Origin of the sequence: Nocardia sp. XZ_19_231, assembly GCF_015355705.1 — a bacterium.
Classification (GTDB): Bacteria; Actinomycetota; Actinomycetes; order Mycobacteriales; family Mycobacteriaceae; genus Nocardia; species Nocardia salmonicida.
Genome location: NZ_JACUZI010000003.1, coordinates 960,056 through 981,649, shown reverse-complemented (window position 1 = coordinate 981,649; position 21,594 = coordinate 960,056). Strand labels below are relative to the sequence as shown.

21 protein-coding genes are annotated in these 21,594 nt (G+C 67.5%); 16 read left to right on the top strand and 5 right to left on the bottom strand.

Annotation, left to right across the window (positions count from 1 at the left end):
- The first annotated feature begins 5 nt into the window (after nucleotides 1-5).
- Both IBJ82_RS17720 and IBJ82_RS17715 read left to right on the top strand, forming a co-directional pair.
- Entirely contained in the window at nucleotides 6-371 is a 366-nt protein-coding gene (locus IBJ82_RS17720; protein WP_194826946.1) for a DUF3349 domain-containing protein, read from the top strand.
- A 98-nt stretch (nucleotides 372-469) separates the two neighbouring features.
- Nucleotides 470-1,144: a TetR/AcrR family transcriptional regulator gene (locus IBJ82_RS17715; protein WP_370585355.1), complete on the top strand. Its 675-nt coding sequence runs from the start codon at nucleotides 470-472 to the stop codon at nucleotides 1,142-1,144.
- 65 nt (nucleotides 1,145-1,209) lie between these two features.
- Here the strand turns inward: IBJ82_RS17715 and IBJ82_RS17710 are convergent, their stop codons facing one another.
- Nucleotides 1,210-2,226: an alpha/beta hydrolase family protein gene (locus IBJ82_RS17710; protein WP_194826945.1), complete on the bottom strand. Its 1,017-nt coding sequence runs from the start codon at nucleotides 2,224-2,226 to the stop codon at nucleotides 1,210-1,212.
- Nucleotides 2,227-2,471: 245 nt separating this feature from the next.
- Between IBJ82_RS17710 and IBJ82_RS17705 the strand changes: the two genes are divergently transcribed.
- Genes IBJ82_RS17705 through IBJ82_RS17690 form a run of 4 tightly spaced genes read left to right on the top strand, consistent with a single transcriptional unit; the run spans nucleotide 2,472 to nucleotide 5,951 of the window.
- Nucleotides 2,472-3,266: an ABC transporter ATP-binding protein gene (locus tag IBJ82_RS17705; RefSeq protein WP_228537171.1), complete on the top strand. Its 795-nt coding sequence runs from the start codon at nucleotides 2,472-2,474 to the stop codon at nucleotides 3,264-3,266.
- A gap of 8 nt (nucleotides 3,267-3,274) precedes the next feature.
- Complete coding sequence (locus tag IBJ82_RS17700) at nucleotides 3,275-4,030, top strand: ABC transporter permease (RefSeq protein ID WP_194827219.1); 756 nt, start codon at nucleotides 3,275-3,277, stop codon at nucleotides 4,028-4,030.
- On the top strand, nucleotides 4,027-4,827 hold the full coding sequence (locus IBJ82_RS17695; RefSeq protein ID WP_194826944.1) for an ABC transporter permease: 801 nt from the start codon (nucleotides 4,027-4,029) through the stop codon (nucleotides 4,825-4,827). The genes IBJ82_RS17700 and IBJ82_RS17695 overlap by 4 nt, the downstream gene beginning before the upstream one ends.
- A 59-nt stretch (nucleotides 4,828-4,886) precedes the next feature.
- On the top strand, nucleotides 4,887-5,951 hold the full coding sequence (locus IBJ82_RS17690; RefSeq protein ID WP_194826943.1) for an ABC transporter substrate-binding protein: 1,065 nt from the start codon (nucleotides 4,887-4,889) through the stop codon (nucleotides 5,949-5,951).
- Nucleotides 5,952-5,991: 40 nt separating this feature from the next.
- Here the strand turns inward: IBJ82_RS17690 and IBJ82_RS17685 are convergent, their stop codons facing one another.
- Nucleotides 5,992-7,011, bottom strand: coding sequence for an XdhC family protein (locus IBJ82_RS17685; RefSeq protein ID WP_194826942.1), 1,020 nt, complete (start codon nucleotides 7,009-7,011; stop codon nucleotides 5,992-5,994).
- A 15-nt stretch (nucleotides 7,012-7,026) separates the two neighbouring features.
- Entirely contained in the window at nucleotides 7,027-7,623 is a 597-nt protein-coding gene (locus IBJ82_RS17680) for a nucleotidyltransferase family protein (RefSeq protein WP_228537170.1), read from the bottom strand.
- Between the two features lie 126 nt (nucleotides 7,624-7,749).
- On the opposite strand from IBJ82_RS17680, the gene uraD reads away from it, so the two are divergent.
- From uraD to puuE, 9 genes are all read left to right on the top strand, one after another.
- On the top strand, nucleotides 7,750-8,241 hold the full coding sequence (gene uraD, locus IBJ82_RS17675) for a 2-oxo-4-hydroxy-4-carboxy-5-ureidoimidazoline decarboxylase (protein ID WP_194826941.1): 492 nt from the start codon (nucleotides 7,750-7,752) through the stop codon (nucleotides 8,239-8,241).
- Entirely contained in the window at nucleotides 8,238-8,555 is a 318-nt protein-coding gene (gene uraH, locus IBJ82_RS17670) for a hydroxyisourate hydrolase (protein ID WP_194826940.1), read from the top strand. Before uraD ends, uraH begins: the two co-directional genes overlap by 4 nt.
- Before the next feature lies 1 nt (nucleotide 8,556).
- Nucleotides 8,557-9,462, top strand: coding sequence for a factor-independent urate hydroxylase (pucL, locus tag IBJ82_RS17665; RefSeq protein WP_194826939.1), 906 nt, complete (start codon nucleotides 8,557-8,559; stop codon nucleotides 9,460-9,462).
- Entirely contained in the window at nucleotides 9,450-10,820 is a 1,371-nt protein-coding gene (locus tag IBJ82_RS17660; RefSeq protein ID WP_194826938.1) for an 8-oxoguanine deaminase, read from the top strand. The genes pucL and IBJ82_RS17660 overlap by 13 nt, the downstream gene beginning before the upstream one ends.
- A gap of 188 nt (nucleotides 10,821-11,008) precedes the next feature.
- Nucleotides 11,009-11,854 carry an FAD binding domain-containing protein gene (locus tag IBJ82_RS17655; RefSeq protein ID WP_194826937.1) on the top strand — a complete coding sequence of 282 codons (846 nt, stop codon included), beginning with the start codon at nucleotides 11,009-11,011 and terminating at the stop codon, nucleotides 11,852-11,854.
- Nucleotides 11,855-11,893: 39 nt separating this feature from the next.
- A complete protein-coding gene (locus IBJ82_RS17650; RefSeq protein ID WP_194826936.1) occupies nucleotides 11,894-14,965 on the top strand; it encodes a molybdopterin cofactor-binding domain-containing protein in 3,072 nt (1,023 codons plus the stop codon).
- A complete protein-coding gene (locus IBJ82_RS17645) occupies nucleotides 14,962-16,185 on the top strand; it encodes an aldolase/citrate lyase family protein (RefSeq protein WP_194826935.1) in 1,224 nt (407 codons plus the stop codon). Before IBJ82_RS17650 ends, IBJ82_RS17645 begins: the two co-directional genes overlap by 4 nt.
- 59 nt (nucleotides 16,186-16,244) lie before the next feature.
- On the top strand, nucleotides 16,245-17,222 hold the full coding sequence (gene alc / locus IBJ82_RS17640) for an allantoicase (RefSeq protein ID WP_194826934.1): 978 nt from the start codon (nucleotides 16,245-16,247) through the stop codon (nucleotides 17,220-17,222).
- Entirely contained in the window at nucleotides 17,219-18,139 is a 921-nt protein-coding gene (puuE, locus tag IBJ82_RS17635) for an allantoinase PuuE (RefSeq protein WP_194826933.1), read from the top strand. Before alc ends, puuE begins: the two co-directional genes overlap by 4 nt.
- 49 nt (nucleotides 18,140-18,188) lie before the next feature.
- On the opposite strand, the gene IBJ82_RS17630 is transcribed toward puuE, so the two are convergent.
- Together IBJ82_RS17630 and IBJ82_RS17625 are read right to left on the bottom strand one after the other, a co-directional pair.
- On the bottom strand, nucleotides 18,189-18,476 hold the full coding sequence (locus IBJ82_RS17630) for a hypothetical protein (RefSeq protein ID WP_194826932.1): 288 nt from the start codon (nucleotides 18,474-18,476) through the stop codon (nucleotides 18,189-18,191).
- A 75-nt stretch (nucleotides 18,477-18,551) separates the two neighbouring features.
- The gene (locus tag IBJ82_RS17625; protein ID WP_194826931.1) at nucleotides 18,552-19,694 is read right to left on the bottom strand and encodes a lipase family protein; all 1,143 of its coding nucleotides are present in this window, start codon (nucleotides 19,692-19,694) and stop codon (nucleotides 18,552-18,554) included.
- Nucleotides 19,695-20,211: 517 nt separating this feature from the next.
- Here IBJ82_RS17625 and aceA point away from each other — a divergent pair.
- Nucleotides 20,212-21,501, top strand: coding sequence for an isocitrate lyase (aceA, locus tag IBJ82_RS17620; protein WP_194826930.1), 1,290 nt, complete (start codon nucleotides 20,212-20,214; stop codon nucleotides 21,499-21,501).
- The last annotated feature ends 93 nt before the right edge of the window (nucleotides 21,502-21,594 follow it).

The window sequence follows — 21,594 nt, the reverse complement described above, 5'->3', positions numbered from 1 at the left end:
AAGCCATGACCGATCCGAACCCCGCCTCGCCGAGCCCCTCGGTCCGCGGCAACCTGCTCTCTCGGGTGCTCGGTTGGTTGCGTGCCGGGTATCCGCAGGGCATTCCGCAGTCGGACTACGTCGCATTGTTCGCGGTGCTGCACCGCCACCTCACCGACTACGAGGTGGTGGTGATCGGCGAGGGGCTGGTAGAGGCCAGCCGCGAGGGCGAAAAGATCAGCGAGGCCGATATCGCCGCCGCCATCGCCGATTTCGCGAAGCAGCAGCCCGCGTCCGATGATGTCTCGCGGGTGGCTTCGCATCTGGCCGCCGGCGGCTGGCCGTTGGCCGAGCCGCTCGACGACGGCGAACCCACTATCGAACAGAATTGATCACCCCGTTCGACAATTCCGTCGCGCCAGCGGAATTCGCTCGTGGCGACAATGGCGAATCGACTGGCTACCGGGCGATCGCGCGCTAGCATGCATCCGTGGTTCGGCGTGCGGATGTAACCGATAGTGGTCGTAGTTACGGTGGATTGTCGCGCCAGCAGCGAGTAGCGCTGCGCCGCAACAGGTTGACCGACGCGGCGCTGGAACTATTCGGAACCCAGGGATATTCGTCGACCTCGATCGAACGACTGTGTTCGACCGCGAATGTGTCGACCCGCAGTTTCTACGAAGACATCGGTAGCCGCGAGGCATTGTTGATCGCACTCGTCGACCGGTTGAACGCCGCCGCGCTGCGCCGCCTCGACGAGGCCTTGGAAAGCACCAGTGAACAGCCGCTGGTGGTGCGCGTGGTGGAGAGTTTCCGTGCGTTTCTCGCGGTGACCTGCCGTGATCGCCGGGCGGCGCGGGTGTTCTATGTCGAGGTCGTCGGGGTGAGTCCGGTGGTGGAGGAATGGCGGCGCGCGCAGCGGCGGTCGATTTCGGCCCTGCTCACGCGGGAAGCCCAACGTGCCGCCGAGCGCGGCGAGGCGGAATCGCGCAGCCTGCACCTGTTCGGCCTCGCGGTAATCGGCGCGGTGAATTCGCTCGCCCAGGAGATGGTGCACGCCACCGTTCCCGGTGACGCGATCTCGGTCGACGAGATCTGCGAGGAGATCGCCTATTTCATCCGCTCCGGGCTCACGGTGCGCACCGCGGTCGCGCCCACCGCGTAGTTGGGCGACAACGCAAAAAGCGGGAGGCATCCGAATCCGGATGCCTCCCGCTTTTCAGTGGGAAATCAGATACCCATGCCCTGAGCGAGCATCGGCCACGACTCGTGCAGCGCCTGCTCCCAGTACGGCCAGTAGTGGGTGCCCATCGGGGTGAACTGGTAGGTCGCCGGGATACCCAGCGAGTCCAGCTTGGCCTTCAGGTTCTGTGTGCAAGCGTTGGTCGCGGCTTCGATGCCGATACCGAGACCGAGGTTGATCACGCCCATCGGGCCGGGCGAACCGTTGAGGTAGTAGGCGACGTCGGCGTTGGTCGGCATGCCGCTACCGCTGGAGATGTAGAGGTTGGTGCCGCGCAGCTTCTCCGCGTTGACGACCGGGTCGTTCTCGACCCACGCCGGATCGTTGTCCGGGCCGTACATGTTCGCGGTCTTGCCGCCTGCCCAGGTCTCCACGGAGAACTTGACGGCCTGCTTGCCCATCGGGTCGGCGATCTGCGCGCAGCCACTGTAGGCGGCGACGGACTTGAACAGACCCGGGTTGGCCTCGGCCAGCTGCAGCACCGAGGTGCCGGAGGTGGACAGCCCGGCCAGCGAGTTCAGGCCGGTCGAGTTAAGGGCGCCGTCGAGCAGCGGCGGGAGCTCCTGGGTGAAGAAGGTGTTCCACTTGTTCAGGCCCAGCTTCGGGTCGTCTTGCTTCCAGTCGGCGTAGTAGCTGCCGCGACCACCGATCGGCTGGACCACATTGACCTGCTTGTCGGCCAGGAAGCTGAGCGCCTGGGTCTGCGCGGCCCAGCTGGCGGTGCCCTCGCCGCCGTCGAGACCGTTGAGCATGTAGAAGTTGGGGGCGGGCTTCGACTCGTCGACGGGACGCTGCACGTCGATCGTGATGTCCTTCTTCATCGCCGCCGAGTACACCTTCAGGTGCCACACGCGTCCGTCTTTGACGATGGACGACACGGCTGAGGGCTTCTCGGGCTCGGCGGTCGCGGCGCCACCGGCGACAACGGCCACCGACAATGCGGCGGTCAGAGCCACGGCGGTGGTGCGCAGCGCGGCCACGGTACGTAGTGCAGAGAGCTTCATCGAACAGTCGGTTCCAGTCCACGGGCCCTGTCGGGCACGTCATCGCAGTGCTTCCCCCGGTCGCCGAGAGCATATGCGCTCGACGCTCGCAGGGCTGTCAGATCCTCCGTCACTCTATGTCCTCTCACATGAGCGAATCGTTACCGGTTCACTTGTGTGGTGACCTCGAGCACGGTTTACGGGGGCGCAATCTGGGCTCCGATTCGGAAATGCCGTGGCAACCAGCCGCTCTTATGGTGACGAGCATGGGTAAGGAAATCCCCGGTAGCGCGACCGCCGGGATCGAGATCAGTGGGTTGAGCAAGACCTTCAAGGTAGGCCGCAACACGGTCGGCGCGCTGGATTCGGTCGATTTGCGGACTTCTCACGGTGCATTCCTGGCATTGCTCGGGCCGTCGGGCTGCGGCAAATCGACGGTGTTGCGGATTCTGGCCGGCCTCGACGATCCGAGCGCGGGTACCGCCCGGATCAACGGCCTGTCCCCGGAACAATTGCGCGGCGGTCATCAGCTCGGAATCGCTTTCCAGGATTCGGCGTTGCTGCCGTGGCGCAGTGTCGAGTCCAATATCGCGCTTCCGTTGCAGGTGGCCGGGCTGCCCGCCGCGCCGGACCGGATCGCCGAACTGATCGCGCTGGTCGGCCTCGAAGGGTTCGAGAAGGCCAAGCCCGCTCAGCTGTCCGGCGGTATGCGTCAACGGGTTTCGATCGCGCGGGCACTGGTCGTGCAACCGTCGGTGCTGTTGCTCGACGAACCGTTCGGCGCGCTCGACGACATGACCAGGCAGCGATTGAACCTGGAACTGCTGCGCATCTGGACCGAGAAACCCGCGACCACGCTGATGGTCACCCACGGGATCGGCGAGGCGGTGTTCCTCTCCGATGTGGTGGCGGTGATGAGCCCGCGACCGGGCCGGGTGCTGGAACTGGTCGAGATCGACCTGCCGCGACCGCGCACGCCCGAGATGATGCGGACCCCGGAATTCCACAAGCTCTGTGACTACCTGTCCGAGTTGCTGTTCGGGCGAGGTGGGGTCGCGTGAGCGCGGGCATGGGCCGCGCGGCCGGTGTACTGGGCGTGGTGGCGCTGATCGCGCTGTGGTGGGCGCTGGCCGCCGCGGGCACCGCGGGCGGGACGATTCCCACGCCGTGGCGAGTCCTTTCCACCATGTGGTCGGACGGGTGGGGGCTCTACGGACCCAACTTCCGGGTCACCGCGATCGGGGCGGTGCAGGGCTTCCTGTGGGGGAACCTGCTGGCGATCGGGATCGCGGCGCTGATCATGTTGGTGCCGCGGATCGAACCCCTCGCCACCCAATTGGCCATCCTGAGCTACTGCACGCCGCTGGTGGCGCTCGGCCCGATCATCCTGGTGGTATTCGGTGGACGCACGCCCACGGTGTTCCTGGCCGCGATGTACTGCTTCTTCACCACCATGGTCGGCGCGGTGAGCGGCTTGCGCTCGGCCGACCCGGCGAGCCTGGATCTGGTGCGCGCCTACGGCGGTGGCCGCTGGCAGCGGCTGTATCGTGTCCAATCCATCGCGGCGCTGCCGAATACGTTCGCCGCCTTGAAGATCGCCGCGCCGTCGGCCGTGCTCGGCGCGATCATCGGCGAGTACCTCGGCGGCGTCGACAGCGGCATCGGAGTCGCGCTCACCGCGGCGCAGACCGCCTACAACGTGCCACGCACCTGGGGCATGGCGATCGCCGCCGCCGCACTGGCCGGGCTCGGCTACCTGCTGGTGGCGGGTGCGGCCCGACTGATCACGCCGTGGACGGCGACCGCCGAGGAGTCGACGCGATGACCACCACCGTCTTGCGCAGGATCGGCCGCTTCCTGCTGCCGCTGGCGAGCTCGCTGATCCTGCTGCTCGTCATCTGGACGCTGTTCCTTCGCCTGTTCCCGCAGATCGGTCCACGGGTGGGCAAGACACCGTCGGATGTCTGGGCCTACCTGGTGACCTCGGCGGGTGCGGCGACGGCACGGCAGGCGATCTTCGACGACCTCGCGATCACCCTGCGCGACGCGGCATCGGGCTTTCTGGTCGGGATGATCGGCGCGCTCGGCGTCGCCGCGCTGTTCGTGCTGTATTCGGCTGTGCGACAGACGTTCATGCCGGTCGCGATGCTCTTGCGTTCGGTGCCGTTGGTCGCCCTGTGTCCGATCGTCGTGCTGATCTTCGGCCGTGGCACGGCGGGGGTGACGGTGCTGACGGCGATCGTCGTGTTCTTCCCCGCCCTGGTGATGATCATGACCGGCCTCAGTGAAGCACCGAGGCAGGCAATGGAATTGGTGACGGCCTACGGCGGCTCGCGCTGGACACGGCTGCGGATGGTCGCGGTGCCCGCAGCGCTGCCTTCGGTGTTCGCCGCGGCCAGGATCTCGGTACCCGGTGCGTTGATCGGTGCCCTGCTGGGTGAATGGCTCGGTAGTGGAACAGGATTGGGCGCGAGCCTGGTGCGGGCCATCCCGATGTTCCAGTACAACCGGCTGTGGGCGTCCATCGTGGTCGTCACAGTGGTGTCGGTGCTGCTGTACGCGATTGTCGGAGTGCTGGAGAACGTGGTGCTCGCGCGCTTCGGTCCGAACGCGGGAAAGTAGGAATAGCGGCGGAACGTGGCCGCAAAGAGAACGAAACGCGCCGAACCTACATTTTGCGTATGAACAGTGTCGACCGTCGTTCCTTTCTCCGCTTTTCCGCATTGACCGGCGCCGCGCTCGGCGGCGCCGGATTGCTCGCCGCCTGTGGCGGCGGTTCGAACACATCCGCGAACGGTTCGACCGACGACGGCTCGAAATTCGGCAAGGTCGCTATCCAGTTGTCGTGGATCAAGAACATCGAATTCGCAGGTGAGTATTTCGCCGATTCGAAGGGCTATTTCAAGGATGCGGGATTCGGTGCGGTAGATCTCGTCGCGGGTGGCGCGGCGTCGACTTCGGTGGAAGCCGGCCTCGATACCGGCAAGATCTGGCTCGGCCTTTCCGCGCCGCAGACCACCGCACCCGCCGTGCTCGAAGGACTGCCGGCCAAGATCGTCGGTGCGACCTATCAGAAGAATCCGTTCGCGATTGTCAGCTCGGCCGGTAAGCCGATAAAGACGCCCGCGGATATGAAGGGCCGCAAGATCGGCGTGCAGGACACCAATCAGCTCATCTTCAGTGCCCTGCTGGCCGCCAACGGCATCAGTCCGGGTGAGGTGACCGTGGTGCCCGCGCAGTTCGACCCGACCCCGCTGGCCAACGGTGAGGTCGACGGCTGGGTGAGCTACGTGACCAACGAGCCGATCACCCTGGCCGCCAAGGGCTTCGCCAACGACCACTTCCTGTTCGCCGACTTCGGTCTGCCGCTGGTCGCCGAGACGATGACCGTCAGCCAGCACACCATCGACCACGAGCGCGACAAGCTCAAGGCTTTCCTGACCGCCCAGATCAAGGGCTGGAAGGACGCCGTCGCCAGCCCCGCCGAGTCCGCGCGCCTCGCCGTCGAGGTCTACGGCAAGGATCTGAAGCTCGACCTGGCCGAGCAGACCGACGAAGCCATCGCGCAGAACGACTTGGTCGTCTCCGCGTCGACCGCGACCGACGGACTGCTGACGATGTCGGACGCGCTGATCGAGCAGAACATCGCCGCCCTACGCACCGCCAAGATCGATATCAAGGCCGACCAGCTCTTCGACCTGTCGGTCATTCGTGAGATCTACGCCGAGAATCCCGGTTTGAAGTAGACGCTCGGCCGGCGCCGCAGGTCGCGGCGCCGGCGGCACATCAAATCGCCATGCCCACAGCGGCTGTCGAGACGTAGTCGCGTCGGGCCGCCAGGCGCAGGCCCGCGCGGGAGGCGAGGAAGTCGGCGGTGATGAAGACGGCGGTCTCGGCGGGGGTGCGCGGCCCGGACTCCAGTCCCGCGGGTACGTGCACGCGGGCCAGGGTCGGCTCGTCGAAGCCGCCCGCCCGCAGGTCGTCGAGGCGGCGGGCCTGGTCGGCCGGGGTGCCGAGGGCGGCCAGGTATCCGAGCTCGGGTAGGCGTAAGGCGACGGTGAGCAGCGGGATCTCGAAGCGCGGCTCGTTGGCCAGCACGACGATCGCGGTGCTGCTGTCGACCTCGCCTGCGGCCGACAGGGTGTTGAGGTAGCGATGCGGCCAGTCGACGACCACTTCGGCACCGGGGAACGAGGCCGGGTCGGCGAACTCGGGGCGCGAGTCGCAGATGCTCACCCGGTAGCCGATCATCCGCGCCTGTGCGACGAGGGTGGCCGCATAGGCGTTGGCGCCGAAGATGATCAGGCGCGGCGGCGGGCAGTACGAGGCGACGAACAGATCCGACTCGGGCAGCGCGACGAGTTCGGTCGCGTGCTTGCGGTCGGTGACCAGATGCTGGCCGATCACATCGGGATCCTGATTCCAGACCACGGTGAACACGGTGACCCGGCGATGGGCTTGGATATCAGCGGCAATAGTGGGGAATTCGGGAAAATCGCGGCAGGAGAACGGTTCTACGAAGATATCGACGAGCGTGCCGTCGTCGGCGGTCGATTCCATCCCGGTGAGCATGCTGTAGCGACGCAGTTGCCGGACGCCGGTGCGACCCGCTTCCAGAGCCGCTTCATACACGGTCTCTTCCAGCCGGCCGGAGGCAATGGATCCGAAGACGCCACCGTTGGGGGTGACGAGCATCGAAGAGCCGATGGGCAGGGAATTGGTGCCGATAGTACGGACCACGGTGGCGAGGCCACCCGTACGGCCCGAATGCCACACTCGCAGAAGGTCATCGACGATATCGCGCATATCTCACAACTCCGATCACCGTGCGCCGACTTCCGGGAAATCGCGATCGGTCCCTGTCGCCAAGTCGGTGCACGTGACGCACACCATATCCTGTCGACCGCCCAAATAGGAACCGGCCCCGGTATCGCCTACAGCTACCTCCGAAATGGCTTCCCAGTGCTTGTTCTCGATCACAACGGGGTGTCCAGGTGTGTCGAGAAACACAGCACGAGCAAGTCCGCTCTGGCTCGAACGCGCCGCGGCGAGCACTCTGGCGACCACATCGGCCCCGACATCGGGAGTATCGACGGGCAAGAACGCCACATAGCGGGTGCCTGTCTCGGTGGCGGCGCGCAGGCCCGCGCGCACCGTCGCGGAGAGTCCGGTCGCCCAGTCGGCTACCCACCGCCACTCGGTACCGGCGGGCAGTCCGAGAGCGGCCGGATCGGGTCCGGTCGCGCCGAGCGCGACGATCACCGGATCGCAACCACCGTCGCGCAGGGCGGTGATCGCCGAGCGCAGCCAGGCGCCGTTCTCGGCGAGTGCCTTGGGTTTGCCGTATCGCGTGCCCGCACCCGCCGCGAGGACGATGCCCGTGCACGAGGAGTGCTCGGAACGGTCCATCGGGGGCATGTGAGCGAAGGTAATGACGCAATGTTGCCGCTCGATTACAACAGGGGAGCGCAGCGGCGACGACACGCCGACGTGATGGACTGCACATCGGTGGCGGCGGGGCGGGGATCGCGCGATGCTGGATCGATGACGAGCCAAGGGTTGAGCCTCGCGGGTTTCAACGATCTACCTGCGGCGACGGCCGAAGAGGCATTGCTTGCCTGTTGCTCCGCGCCGCGCTGGGCACGGGCTGTCGCGGCCGCGCGTCCCTACGCGACCACGGAATCGCTGTCGGCGGCCGCCGACGCGGCGTCGGCCTCGCTCGATGACGCCGATATCGACGCGGCGCTGGCTGGTCACCCGCGCATCGGCGACCGCCCGACCTCGGCGGTGTCGGCGCGCGAACAGTCCGGCGTGGCCGGCCAGGACGTGCGCTCGGCGCTGGCCGAGGGCAATCGCGCCTACGAGGCGAAGTTCGGCCATATCTATCTGGTCTGCGCCGCGGGCCGCAGCGGCGAGGAGTTGCTGGCGGTGTTGCGGGCGCGCTTGGACAACGATCCGTCGACCGAAAGGCAGGTCATGCGAACAGAACTGTCGAAGATCAACCGGCTGCGCCTGGCGGGACTGGTGGTGTCATGACGAGCCTGAGCACCCACGTCCTCGATGCTGTGCGCGGTGCGCCCGCGGCGGGTGTCGCCGTGTGGCTCATGCGCGAGGACCAGCGGCTCACCGAAGCGCTCACCGATGCCGACGGGCGGGTGAAAGAGCTTGCGGCCGGGCTGAATCCGGGCGACTACCGCCTCTTCTTCGACACCGGCAGCTATTTCGCGGCGCAGGGTAGCGAGACCTTCTATCCGGAAGTCTGCGTCGCGTTCACGGTGGGTGAGCAGCCGCATCTGCATGTGCCGCTGCTGCTGTCGCCGTTCGCCTATTCCACCTACCGAGGGAGCTGAGATGGCACTGACTGGTCCGATCGTGTTGACCGATCATCGATATGGCAAGGCCGAGAATCGGGTTGTGCGTTTCTACAAAGAGAACGCGCGCCACGAGATTCGCGACGTGAACGTCTCCACCGCTCTGCGGGGCGATTTCGAGGCGGCATACACCGACGGTGACCAGCGTCACGTTCTGCCCACCGACACCCAGAAGCACACCGCTTTCATCTATGCGAAGAAGCCGGGCCTCGACACCATCGAGGACTACGCGATCGCGCTCGCGAAGCATTTCGTCGATACGGTCGAGCCGGTGTCGAGTGCGCGGATCGACGTGGACTCCTATGGCTGGCAACGGGTGTCGATCGGCGGCGCCGAACACGATCACACGTGGGTGCGGCAGGGGCCCGAGGTGCGCACGGCCGCGGTGACGGTGGCGGGTACGGGGGCCGAGCAACAGACCTGGGTGATCGGCGGGATCAAGGACCTGGTGCTGCTCAAGTCGACCGGCTCGGAGTTCGCCGACTTCCTCACCGACGAGTACACGACCCTCGCGCCGACCCATGATCGGGTGCTGGCCAGTTCGCTGGTGGTCCAGTGGCGGTTCGCCGAAACCGGTGGAGTCGACTGGGACGAGGTGTACGCCGGGATTCGCGCCACGCTGCTCGAACTGTTCGCGACCACGTATTCCAAGGCGTTGCAGCAGACGCTGTACGCGATGGGAACGGCTGCGCTGGAACGTTTTCCGATGCTCGCCGAGATCCGGTTGTCGGCGCCGAACAAGCACCACTTCGATTACGACCTGGCGCAGTTCGAGATCGAGAACAAGGGTGAGGTCTTCTGGGCGGCCGACCGGCCGTACGGCTCGATCCACGCCACCCTGGCGCGCGCGGACGCACCCGACGCGGGGATCGCGTGGCAGCCGTGAGCGCGCCGGATCTGCTGATCCACGGATGCGCGGTGGTGACCGTCGACGCGGCGGGCACCGAGTACCGCCACGGTTGGGTCACCGTGCGTGGCAACAGGATCGATGCCGTCGGCGAGGGTGAGCCGCCGGAACTCGGTCCCGAGGTCGCGCGGATCGACGGGCGCGGCTGTGTACTCACGCCCGGTCTGGTCAACACCCATCACCACCTCTACCAGTGGATCACCCGCGGGCTGGCCGCCGACAACACCCTGTTCGAGTGGCTGACCACGCTGTATCCGGTGTGGGCGCGGATCGACGAGAAATCGGTGCGGACCGCGGCCACCGGCGCGCTGGTCTCGCTGGCGCGCAGTGGCTGCACGACGTCGTCGGATCACCATTACGTGTTCCCGCGTGGCGGCGGCGATCTGCTCGCCGCGGAGATCGGGGCGGCCGCCGAGGTGGGGCTGCGGTTCCACCCGGCGCGCGGGTCGATGGATCTCGGACAGAGCAACGGCGGGTTGCCGCCGGACTCGGTGGTGGAGTCGATCGACGACATCCTCGCCGCGAGTGCCGCGGCCGTCGAGGACTGGCATGACCCGTCCTTCGACGCGATGGTGCGGATCGCGCTGGCCCCCTGCTCGCCGTTCTCGGTGACCGCCGATCTCATGCGCGAGTCCGCGGCGCTGGCGCGTTCCGCGGGAGTCCGGCTGCACACCCACCTCGCCGAAACCCTCGACGAGCAGCAATTCTGCCTGGAGAAGTTCGGGTGCACGCCCGCTGAGTACATGGAACAGCTCGGCTGGCTCGGCGAGGACGTCTGGTATGCCCACGCCGTGCATCTCGACGACCCGGCGATCGCGGCGATGGCCCGGACCGGGACCGGGATCGCGCACTGCCCGACGTCGAACGGTCGGCTGGGCGCCGGGATCGCGCGGACCGCCGACCTGGTGGCGGCCGGTGTGCCCGTGGGTCTCGGGGTCGACGGTGCGGCCAGCAACGAGTCGAGTTCGATGATCGAGGAGCCGCGCAACGCGCTGCTGTATGCGCGGGCGGTCGGCGGGCCGCGGGCGATGACGGTGCGGACCGCGCTGGAACTGGCGACCATGGGCGGCGCGAGGGTGCTCGGGCGCGCCGAGGAGATCGGGTCCATCGAGCCGGGCAAGCTGGCCGATCTGGCGCTGTGGCGGCTGGATACCCCTGCTCACGCGGGCATCGAGGACCCTGTTGTCGCGCTGGTGCTCGGGTCGGCTCCGCCGTTGGCCGCGCTGGTGGTGAACGGGCGCGAGGTTGTTCGCGACGATGTGGTGCTCACCGTGGACGAGATGTCGGTCGGCGCCGAGGTGGCCCAGGCGCAAGCCACGCTGCTGGCCGGTGCGTGATCGGGCGCAGCGGGTCGGCTGAAGGCGGTTGTCGTCGGCGACGGCGTGCTGAACTGCGGTTTTGCTCGGATCGGCGCACACTGGATGGCGTACACCGGGTTAACCGCGGCGCAATCTGGCGCGGGTTTCGTGCAACATCGTGGCAACTCCCGGCCCCTACTGTGGCCGGTGAGGTAAGCGAGGTGAACGTGGATCTGGATACTGTTTCCGAGGTTGTTCTCGCCCGCGAGCGCGCCGATCTGGCACAGGTCGGAGCGGGTAGCGCGGTGCTGGCGGGCGGCACCTTCCTGTTCTCCGAGCCGCACGATCATCTCGACCGGCTGGTCGACATCACCACCCTCGGCTGGGCGCCGCTGACGGCAGGCGCGCAAGGGCTGGAGATCGCCGCGACCTGCACGCTGGCGGAGTTCGCCGGCGCCGGGCCCGGCCGCGAACTCGGCACGCCGATGCTGCGGCCGGAGTGGCCGGGGACGGCGCTGTTCGCGCAGTCCTGCCGGGCGCTGCTGGCCTCACACAAGATCTGGCGCACCGCCACCGTCGGCGGGAATGTGTGCCTGTCGCTGCCCGCTGGTGCGGTACTCGGCGCGCTCGTCGCCTTGGACGCGACGGCGGTGATCTGGCCACGTGGCGGCGGCGAGCGTCGAATCAGCCTGCGCGACTTCGTCACCGGGCCCGGCGAGAATCTGCTCGCCTCGGGCGCTGTCGTGCGCTCCTTTCTGGTGCCCACTTCGAGTCTCTTGGCGCGCACCAGCTTTCGCAAGATCGCCTTGGCTCCGCTCGGGCGTTCCGGATCGGTGGTGATGGGCAGACGCGAGGCCGACGACCGCTGCGCGATCACCGTCACTGCGGCGACGGTGCGACCGATCGTCCTCGACTTCGATTCCTTACCTTCGCAATCCGAGGTGACCGACGCGCTGGCCGAACTGGACGACGACGTGTGGTTCGACGACCCACACGGTGCGCCGGACTGGCGCGAGCACGTGACCGGGCTGCTGGCCACCGAGGTCGCCGCCGAACTCGGGGAGGCGTCGTGAGTTCAGATGGCTGCGTAGTACGGAACACGGAGGTGGTTCATGAGGCTCGATATCGACGGCCGTGCGGTCGAAGTGAGCGCGCGGCCCGGCCAGTGCCTGCGCACGTTGCTGCGCGAACACGGTGAGCTGGCGGTCAAGAAGGGCTGCGACTCCGGCGACTGCGGCGCCTGCTCGGTGTTGCTCGACGGCGAACCCGTCCACTCCTGCCTGATCCCGGCACACCGCGCCGCCGACCGCGCGGTGACGACCGCCGCGGGACTCGGCGATACGGACGGGCCGAACCCGGTGCAGCGCAGCTTCGTGGCGAACGCCGGGTTCCAATGTGGTTTCTGCACTGCTGGAATGGTGGTGACAGCATCGGGTCTGGCCGCCGTTCGGCCCGACACAGCTGTGGACAACTCGGCTGCTCAGGCAATCACCGACGCGGAACGCGCCGAACTGCTGAAGGGAAACCTGTGCCGCTGCACGGGTTATCGCGCCATCGCCGATTCCTTGGCCGCACCCTGTGCATCACTGTGCACAAATACCGAGTCGCAGGTGGAATCGCCGGACACGGGAACGCTGCCGGACGTGTCTGCGGCCACCGCGGCGCGTAGCGATGACGGTCGGTCAGCTCATGCGCCTGGTGATGACGTGCGGGCGCGAGGTGATGAAGCGGCACGATCGGAGGGGCCGGTCGTCGCGGAGGGGCCTGGTGTCGAGTCCTATGTGGGCGGGCATCTGGCCGGCGAGGTCACCGCGGTCTCGGCCGAAGAAGGGCCGCAGGTCGGGGCGTCTGCCGTGTCGGTAGTGGAGGCGCGGGTCGGTGGGGTGATGCGGCGGAAGTATCGGCCGGGGCAGATCGGCGACGGAGTGGGGGCGCCCGCGGGGGCGCGGATCGTGCGGGGTGGGGAGGCGTTCACGATGGACGTGGTGCCGGGGGCGGGGGAGCAGATGCCGCCGGTGGCTCCGTGGCATCTGGCGGTGCTGGCCAGTCCGCACGCGCATGCGCGGATCGTCTCCATCGACGTGGCCGCGGCGCGGGCGGTGCCGGGTGTGCACGCGGTGTTGACGCATGTGGATGGACCGCGGACCGCGTTCTCCACGGCTCGTCACGAACTGCGCGAGGACGATCCGGACGACACCTTCGTGCTCGACAGCACGGTCCGGTTCGTGGGGCAACGGGTAGCCGCCGTGGTGGGGGAGACCCTGGACGCCGCACGTGCGGGGGTGCGAGCGCTGCACGTGGAGTACGAGGTGCTGCCCGCCGTCTTCGAGCCCGAGGCAGCGTTGGCCGATGGCGCACCGTTGCTGCATGCCGACAAGCCGGACTCGGCACGGATCGCCGACGCGCGGCGCAATCTGATCGCCGAGATCCACGGCGGTGTGGGTGATTTCGATGCCGGCATCGAGCAAGCCGCGAAAGTGGTGAGCGGCGTGTGGAATTCACCTCGCGTGCAGCACGTGCACCTGGAGACCCACGGTGGAATCGGCTGGCTAGACGACGCGGGCAGGCTCGTCGTCCGCTCGAGCACGCAGGTGCCGTTCCTTGTACGCGACGAACTGTGCCACCTGTTCGGGCTGGATCGAGATCGCGTGCGAGTGTTCGCCACTCGCGTGGGCGGCGGATTCGGAGCGAAGCAGGAGATGCTGGCCGAGGATCTCATCGCGCTGGCCGTGCTGCGCACCGGGCATCCCGTGCAATACGAGTTCACCCGCACCGACGAATTCACCTCGGCCACGTGCCGTCACCCGATGCGCGTCGCGGTCACCGCGGCCGCCGACGCGGCGGGGGTGCTGACCGCGTTCTCGGTGGACGTCCTCGCCGACGCGGGCGCCTACGGCAATCACAGCGCGGGCGTGATGTTCCATTCGGTCGGCGAATCGGTGGCCGTCTACCGCTGCCCGAACAAGCGGGTCGACGCGCAAGCGGTGTACACCAACAACGTTCCCTCCGGCGCGTTCCGTGGGTACGGGCTCGGCCAGGTGATCTTCGGCGTCGAATCGGCGATCGACGAACTGGCCCGCGAACTCGGCATCGACCCGTTCGAATTCCGCCGTCGCAATGTGGTGATTCCGGGCGATCAATTCACCGCCGCCGAAATCGACGATTCCGACCTGACTTTCGGCAGTTACGGTCTCGACCAATGCCTCGACACCGCCCAACAGGCACTCCGTCGCGGCAACGGTGTCGCGGCGCCCGGCCCGCACTGGCAGGTGGGCGAGGGGATGGCCGTGGCCATGATCGCGACCGTGCCCCCGCGTGGACACCATGCCGATGCCACGGCGAGCCTGCTCTCCGATGGTCGCTACGAAATAGGAGTCGGCACGGCGGAATTCGGCAACGGAACCACGACAGTCCACGCCCAGCTCGCGGCCACGGCACTGGCCACCGCCGCCGAGCGGATCGTCATCCGCCAGTCCGACACCGACGTGGTCGGCCACGACACCGGCGCGTTCGGCTCCACCGGCACCATGGTCGCGGGCAAAGCCTCCTACGCGGCGGCGCTCGAACTGCACGCGATGATGCTGGCGAGGGCGGCGAAGGTGAGCGGCCACCCCGAACGCGACTGCCTGCTCGAGGCGGGCGGCGTGCGCTGCGGCGACGAGCTGATCACCGCGGCCCAACTGCTCGCCGACGGCGGGCTGATCGCCCACGGCACCCACGCGGGCACCCCGCGCTCGGTGAGTTTCAATGTCCACGCGTTCCGGGTGGCGGTCCAGCCCTCGACGGGTGTGGTCCGGATTCTGCAATCGATCCAGGTCGCCGACGCGGGCACCGTGCTCAACCCCGTGCAGCTGCGCGGGCAGGTGGAAGGCGGGGTCGCGCAAGCACTCGGTACCGCGCTCTACGAGGACATGCGGTCGGAATACGGTGTGGTGACCACCAGGACGCTGCGCCACTATCACGTTCCACAGTTCGCCGATCTGCCCCGCACGGAGGTCTATTTCGCCGAAACGAGTGACGAATTGGGCCCGCTGGGTGCCAAATCGATGAGTGAGTCCCCCTACAACCCGGTGGCCCCGGCCCTGGCGAACGCGATCCGCGACGCCATCGGTGTCCGCCCGGACCGATTACCGATGACCGCCGACCGGGTGTGGCGGGCCATCAAGGAAGGAACCGCCGGGTGAATACTCGCCTGCCCGAACATATTCGAGCCCGCATCGACTCCGTTCTCGACTCCGTCGACGCCGAACTGCGCGTGCGCTACCCCGGGGCCGGTGACCGGGTCCAGCCCGTGCACACCGCCTACGTTGCCGCCGACCGCGCCACCGCGCAGACCCCCGCCGAGTGGGGGGCTACCGCCTCGGAGTTGCTGCATCGCCACGCCGACTTCCTCGTCGGCCTCGACGTCACCGGCTCGCTGCCTGCCGTGCGCCGTCAACTCACGGACCGGCCGGTGCAGGACATGCGCATCGACTTCGAGGACGGTTACGGGTTCCGGACCGACGAGGAAGAGGACGCGGCGGCGAAGGTGGCGGGGGAGGCGTTGGCGGCGTGGGCCGAAAAGCCCGGCGCTCCGGTCTCTTTCGGTGTTCGGACGAAGGGGCTGGCCGCGAACGAACGTCGGCGCGCGTTGCGGACCCTCGAACTCGTCCTCGACGGGGCGGGTGGCGCGCTGCCCGGCTTCGTGTTCACGGTGCCGAAGATCCGTGCCGCGGAACAGGTGTCGGCGATCGTCGACCTGTGCACCGGGCTGGAGCGTGGCCACGGCCTGCCCGAACGGTCGCTGCGGTTCGAGCTGCAGATCGAGAGCCCGCAGGCGATCATCGCCTCCGACGGCACCGCGCCCATCGTCAAGATGATCCAGCTGGCCGACGGACGCTGTAGCGCACTGCATTTCGGTACCTATGACTACACCGCCGCCTGCGGCATCGCGGCCACCGATCAGGCCCTCGACCATCCCGCCGCCGACTACGCCAAGTCGGTGATGCAGGTCGCCGCCGCGCAGACGGGGGTGTGGATCTGCGACGGCTCCACCCAGATCGTCCCCGATGTCGATCCCGAGGGCGCGATGGCCAACCATTACCGCCTGGTCGACCGGGCGCTGCGTCGCGGCTACTACCAGGGCTGGGACATGCACCCCGGTCACCTGATCACCCGTTGGCTCGCCACCTACGACTTCTTCCGTAGCGCGTCCGAGGTGGCGGTGCCGCGCCTGATCGCCTATCTGGACCGGCGCGGCGGGGGCGTGCTGGACGAGCCCGCTACCGCCGAAGCGCTGGCGAGCACCGTGCTGCGTGGCCTGCGTGCCGGGGCGTTCACCGAGGCTGAACTACTCGCGAAGGCCCCGGACCTGACCGGCGATGTTCTGCTCGACCTCGCCGCTCGGCGGGTGCGTACGACATGAGCGACCCCCCGCAAATAGCGGTATACCAGTAATATCGAACCCGACCAGAGGAGGCACCCGTGAGCCGAGTCAACGGCAGCGACGATTTCACCCTGCTCCCGGATCTGGCCGTCCGCACCCTTGGCGGTTCGGTGATCTGGGCGAACGACGAATTCTTCGCGGAGAAGGAGAACCTCGTCAGCCCGGGTCCGTCGGAATACCAGCCGGCGACGTTCGGGCACAAGGGTCAGGTATACGACGGCTGGGAGACCCGCAGGCATCGCGGCAGACCCGGTGACGATTCGGCCGTCGTGCGCCTCGGCGTGCCCGGCGTGATCCGCGGCGTGGTGGTGGACACCGCCTGGTTCAAGGGCAACTTTCCGCCCGAGGTGTCGCTGTCGGCGCTGGCGATCGAGGGCTACCCGCCCGCCGAGGAGATCGCCGCCCGCACCGACTGGGTGACCCTGCTCGACCGCGTGAAGGTCGGTGGCGACAGCCGGAATCCGTTCGCCGTCGACGACGAGAACCGGTGGACCCATGTGAAACTCACCATGCATCCCGATGGCGGCGTGGCCCGCCTTCGCGTGCACGGCGAAGGTCGCCCCGATACCGCGCTCCTCGGCCTCGGCCCGCTCGACCTCGCCGCGCTGGAAAACGGCGCCATCGTGCTCGACTGCTCGAACCGCTTCTACAGTTCGCCGAACCAGATGCTCTACCCCGGCCTGGCCAGGGAGATGGGCGACGGCTGGGAGACAGCGCGTCGCCGCGACGACGGAAACGACTGGGTGCGCATCAAATTGGCGGGCCCCGGCGCGATCCGTCTCGCCGAGATCGACACCTCCTGCTTCCTGGGAAACAGCCCCGCCTCCGCGTCGCTCACCGGATTGACCAGCGACGGAACAGAAGTCGAACTCCTGCCGCGCACCGACCTGCTCCCCGACACCCGGCATCGTTTCGCGCTCGCCCTCGCGGCCGCCTCGGTAGTAGAGGTACGACTCGACATCTATCCCGACGGCGGCCTCGCCCGGCTGCGCCTCTACGGGGAGCTCAGCGCATGAGCGAGCTCCGCGATTTCGTCGGATACGGGCCGAATCCGCCCGACCCGCAGTGGCCCGACGGCGCGCTGATCGCGGTGCAGTTCGTGCTGAATTACGAAGAGGGCGGGGAGAACAACGTCCTCGACGGTTCGCCGCATTCGGAGACCTTTCTCTCCGAAATGACGCCCGCCGATGCCTTTCCGAACCGGCACATGAGCATGGAATCGCTCTACGAATACGGCTCGCGCGCCGGGTTGTGGCGGGTGCTGCGCGCCTTCGAACGGCGCGGCATCCCGCTCACCGTCTTCGCCGTGGCGCGGGCGATGCAGCGCAATCCCGAAGCGGTAGCGGCCTTTTCCGAACTCGGCCACGAAATCGCTTGCCACGGACTGCAATGGAAGTCGTATCAGCTGATCGATCGCGAGCGCGAACGCGCCGATATGGCCGAAGCGGTCCGCATCCTCACCGACCTCACCGGGGCGGCTCCCCTCGGCTGGTACACCGGCCGCGACTCCCCGAACACCCGCGAATTGGTCGTCGAACAGGGCGGTTTCGTCTACGACTCCGACTCCTACGCCGACGATCTCCCCTACTGGACCGAGGTGCGCGGCCAGAACCACCTCGTGGTGCCGTACACCCTCGATACCAACGACATGCGCTTCTCTTCCCCGGCGGGCTTCGCCAACGGCGACGAGTTCTACGCCCACCTGCGCGACGCCTTCGACGTGCTCTACCGCGAGGGGGCTGAAGGCTCCCCGAAGATGTTGTCCGTCGGCCTGCACTGCCGCATCGCGGGCCGTCCCGCCCGCACCGCCGCCCTCGAACGGTTCCTCGACCACGTCCGATCGCACGACCGGGTGTGGACGACGCGCCGCATCGACATCGCCGAGCACTGGCGCAAAGTCCACCCGGCGGGGGTTCGGCTCCTCGGCGACTGATCGCGCGACGCCGACCCCGCTGCGCGCGGGGTCGACGTCGGTCCGGCGCCTAGGCCAAACCGCAGCGTTCGATGTTGCTCAGCGTGATCTGGCGATCGGATTCCTTGGCCTGCGGGACGCGGTTGTAGGCGCCCATGGAATCCATGTAGTCGACGAACGCGGCCGCGATCTCTTCCGGCGTCGCATCGGGTTTCGCGGCGCGGATGTTGTCGACCAGGGTGCGCGTGGTCTCGCACTGTTCTTCCTGGGTGAAGATCGGCGGCGGGTCGGCGTGCGCGAAGGCCGGTGCGAGCAGCAGCACGAAAGCGGCAAGGACGGCGGATCGAATAATTCTCACGCCTGCGACTGTACGTTCGAAAAGGTAACGGCCCCAAGCTACTTGGCGTAGCGCGGGGCCGTTTTCGTACTCGGGTCAGGCGAACAAGGCGCTGACGAAGGGCACCGAGTCGACCAGGGAGGCGTTGACGGTGCCGTCGTGGTCGGTGGGGTAGGTGCGGAAGGTGAGCGGCTGGCGGTTGGCTTGCAGGACCGCGGCGTAGCGCAGGGTTTCGGGGGTGACCACGTCGGTGTCCTGGAGGCCCTGGCCGAGGAAGAGCGGGCGGTCGTAGCCGGATTCGGGCAGGCCCATGTAGTGGGCGAGCAGGCCGTGGACGTCGGGGATCGAGGACATGGGGCGGGCGAACATGCTGCCGATCGAGGGCTTCGCGGCGGCGAGTTCGTCGCCGAGAGGGCCGATGCATTCGGTTTGGGCGCGGGCGAGCCAGGTGCGGCCGGTGTCGGTGAGCAGGCCGTCGATGTTCAGGTCGGGGTAGGTGGTGCGCAGACCGCTGAGGATGTACAGGACGTAGGCGGTGAGGTGTGAGCTCAGGGCGATGGGGGGCACGCCGGGGCCGAGGAGTCCGATGACGTCCTCGATGTAGGCGGGGACGCCGGTGCCCACCGCGCCGCGGTAGTCCAAGGCGGGACCGCCGAATTCGGTGGCGTAGCGGGCGGTGAACACCGCGGCGCCCGCGCCCTGGGACTGGCCGACCACGGCCCACCTGTTCGACAGGGACGAGTACTGCTCGGTCGCGGCCTTTACCGCGTCGACCACATTGTGCGCTTCGGCGATGCCGTTCAGGTAGGGATGTTCGCCGGGGCCGCCGAGGCCCGCGTAGTCGGCGGCGACGATCGCGTAGCCCTGGTTCAACCAGGTGCCGAGGTAGGCCCAGTCACGTTCGACCGCGGCGGGCCCGGCCACGCTGTAGGCGCAGTCGTCGCCGAGTCCGACGGTGCCGTGTGCCCACGCGATCACCGGCCAGCCGCCCTGCGGGGCCTCGCCGGCGGGGAAATACACGGCCGCGCTGGTGGTGGTCGGCTGGTCGCCCGCGGTGGTCGATCGGTAGAGCAGGCGCTCGGCCCGGGCGGAACCGGGCAGGGTCGCCGCGGCGGACAGCGACTCGACGCCGACGACGGTGCCCGCCGACTCGTTCGGTTGCGCGCTCGCCACCGGTACCAGGCACAGGGCCGCCGCCAATACGGTCAGCGATGTCGCCGCGATCCTCGAAATCCTCATGGACCCACTCTTTCGTCTCGGTGGATGAGTGTCTCGCACGCTGGGCGGTGCACCCACTTCTGGGGGGCGATGGGGGAATCCTCGCGTCGTGACCGAATCGAGTGACGACACGCACATCATTCGTGTCCGGCGTGGTGTGTGAAACGACTCACACGCTGGAAGGCTCGGGAGTGTCGGAGGGCGCCCGCCCGGTGATCGCTAACAGTACGAGCGTTATGCTAAAACTCCTGGTCAGCACTACCCGCCGGTAGGCCCGATGCTTGCAATCAGCCCGCTAATTTCGCAAAGTTAGCAAACGCGTCGACAAAACTAGCTGAGATTCACACAACCAACAGGTAGACGGCTATTTCCGGGTGTGCCATTGTTTGGAAGTACACCCCTTGGGCCCTAGTAAGTCCTAGCAAGCCTGCAAATTGCTCCAGCAGTACGAGATGTGCAACCGAAAGCCTTCAGCCGCCGGTTGATTCGCACGCCGACTGTGTGGGGCACCGACCACACGAGGAAGTGGAGTCAAGAGATGTCTCTCCCCGGCACCCCGAAGACCGCAGCGGAAATCCAGCAGGATTGGGACACCAACCCGCGTTGGAACGGCCTGACCCGTACCTACTCCGCCGAGCAGGTCTCCAAGCTGCAGGGCAACGTCGTCGAGGAGCACACCCTCGCCCGTCGCGGTTCGGAGATCCTGTGGGATCTCGTGAACAACGAGGACTACATCAACTCGCTGGGCGCCCTCACCGGCAACCAGGCCGTGCAGCAGGTTCGCGCCGGCCTGAAGGCCATCTACCTGTCCGGTTGGCAGGTCGCCGGTGACGCCAACCTGTCCGGCCACACCTACCCGGACCAGTCGCTGTACCCGGCGAACTCGGTTCCCGCGGTCGTGCGTCGCATCAACAACGCGCTGTCGCGCGCCGACGAGATCTCCAAGGTCGAGGGCGACGAGACGGTCAAGAACTGGCTGGCCCCGATCGTGGCCGACGCCGAGGCCGGCTTCGGTGGCGCGCTGAACGCCTACGAGCTGCAGAAGGCCATGATCGTGGCCGGCGCCGCCGGTGTGCACTGGGAAGACCAGCTGGCTTCGGAGAAGAAGTGCGGCCACCTCGGTGGCAAGGTGCTGATCCCCACCCAGCAGCACATCCGCACCCTGACCTCCGCGCGTCTGGCCGCTGACGTCGCCGACGTGCCTTCGGTGATCATCGCCCGCACCGACGCCGAGGCCGCCACCCTCATCACCTCCGATGTGGACGAGCGCGACCGTGAGTTCCTGGACGGCACCCGTACCGCCGAGGGCTTCTTCGGTGTGAAGAACGGCATCGAGCCCTGCATCGCGCGTGCCAAGGCCTACGCCCCCTTCGCCGACCTCATCTGGATGGAGACCGGTATCCCGGATCTCGAGGTCGCGCGCAAGTTCGCCGAGTCGGTTCGCAGCGAGTTCCCGGACCAGCTGCTGGCCTACAACTGCTCGCCTTCGTTCAACTGGAAGCAGCACCTGGACGACGCGACCATCGCGAAGTTCCAGCGTGAGCTCGGCGCGATGGGCTTCAAGTTCCAGTTCATCACCCTGGCGGGCTTCCACTCGCTCAACTACGGCATGTTCGACCTGGCGCACGGCTACGCTCGCGAGGGCATGACCGCGTTCGTCGACCTGCAGGAGCGCGAGTTCAAGGCTGCTGCCGAGCGTGGCTTCACCGCCATCAAGCACCAGCGTGAGGTCGGTGCCGGCTACTTCGACACCATCGCCACCACCGTCGACCCCAACACGTCGACCGCCGCCCTGAAGGGCTCCACCGAAGAGGGTCAGTTCCACTGATCTCCCTCGGAGTTGCTTTGACCGGCAACGTCTTTCCTCTACTCCGGTAGGGGTGTACGCCCTCCCTCGCCGATCAGCCCTCGGTGAGGGAGG

Excerpts from the sequence above, each read along its gene's own strand:
- IBJ82_RS17720 (WP_194826946.1), top strand. The coding sequence starts at position 6 with ATGACCGATCCGAACCCCGCCTCGCCGAGCCCCTCGGTCCGCGGCAAC.
- IBJ82_RS17710 (WP_194826945.1), bottom strand. The coding sequence starts at position 2,226 with ATGAAGCTCTCTGCACTACGTACCGTGGCCGCGCTGCGCACCACCGCC.
- IBJ82_RS17705 (WP_228537171.1), top strand. The coding sequence starts at position 2,472 with ATGGGTAAGGAAATCCCCGGTAGCGCGACCGCCGGGATCGAGATCAGT.
- IBJ82_RS17700 (WP_194827219.1), top strand. The coding sequence starts at position 3,275 with ATGGGCCGCGCGGCCGGTGTACTGGGCGTGGTGGCGCTGATCGCGCTG.
- IBJ82_RS17695 (WP_194826944.1), top strand. The coding sequence starts at position 4,027 with ATGACCACCACCGTCTTGCGCAGGATCGGCCGCTTCCTGCTGCCGCTG.
- IBJ82_RS17690 (WP_194826943.1), top strand. The coding sequence starts at position 4,887 with ATGAACAGTGTCGACCGTCGTTCCTTTCTCCGCTTTTCCGCATTGACC.
- IBJ82_RS17685 (WP_194826942.1), bottom strand. The coding sequence starts at position 7,011 with ATGCGCGATATCGTCGATGACCTTCTGCGAGTGTGGCATTCGGGCCGT.
- IBJ82_RS17680 (WP_228537170.1), bottom strand. The coding sequence starts at position 7,623 with ATGCCCCCGATGGACCGTTCCGAGCACTCCTCGTGCACGGGCATCGTC.
- uraD (WP_194826941.1), top strand. The coding sequence starts at position 7,750 with ATGACGAGCCAAGGGTTGAGCCTCGCGGGTTTCAACGATCTACCTGCG.
- uraH (WP_194826940.1), top strand. The coding sequence starts at position 8,238 with ATGACGAGCCTGAGCACCCACGTCCTCGATGCTGTGCGCGGTGCGCCC.
- pucL (WP_194826939.1), top strand. The coding sequence starts at position 8,557 with ATGGCACTGACTGGTCCGATCGTGTTGACCGATCATCGATATGGCAAG.
- IBJ82_RS17650 (WP_194826936.1), top strand. The coding sequence starts at position 11,894 with ATGAGGCTCGATATCGACGGCCGTGCGGTCGAAGTGAGCGCGCGGCCC.
- puuE (WP_194826933.1), top strand. The coding sequence starts at position 17,219 with ATGAGCGAGCTCCGCGATTTCGTCGGATACGGGCCGAATCCGCCCGAC.
- IBJ82_RS17625 (WP_194826931.1), bottom strand. The coding sequence starts at position 19,694 with ATGAGGATTTCGAGGATCGCGGCGACATCGCTGACCGTATTGGCGGCG.
- aceA (WP_194826930.1), top strand. The coding sequence starts at position 20,212 with ATGTCTCTCCCCGGCACCCCGAAGACCGCAGCGGAAATCCAGCAGGAT.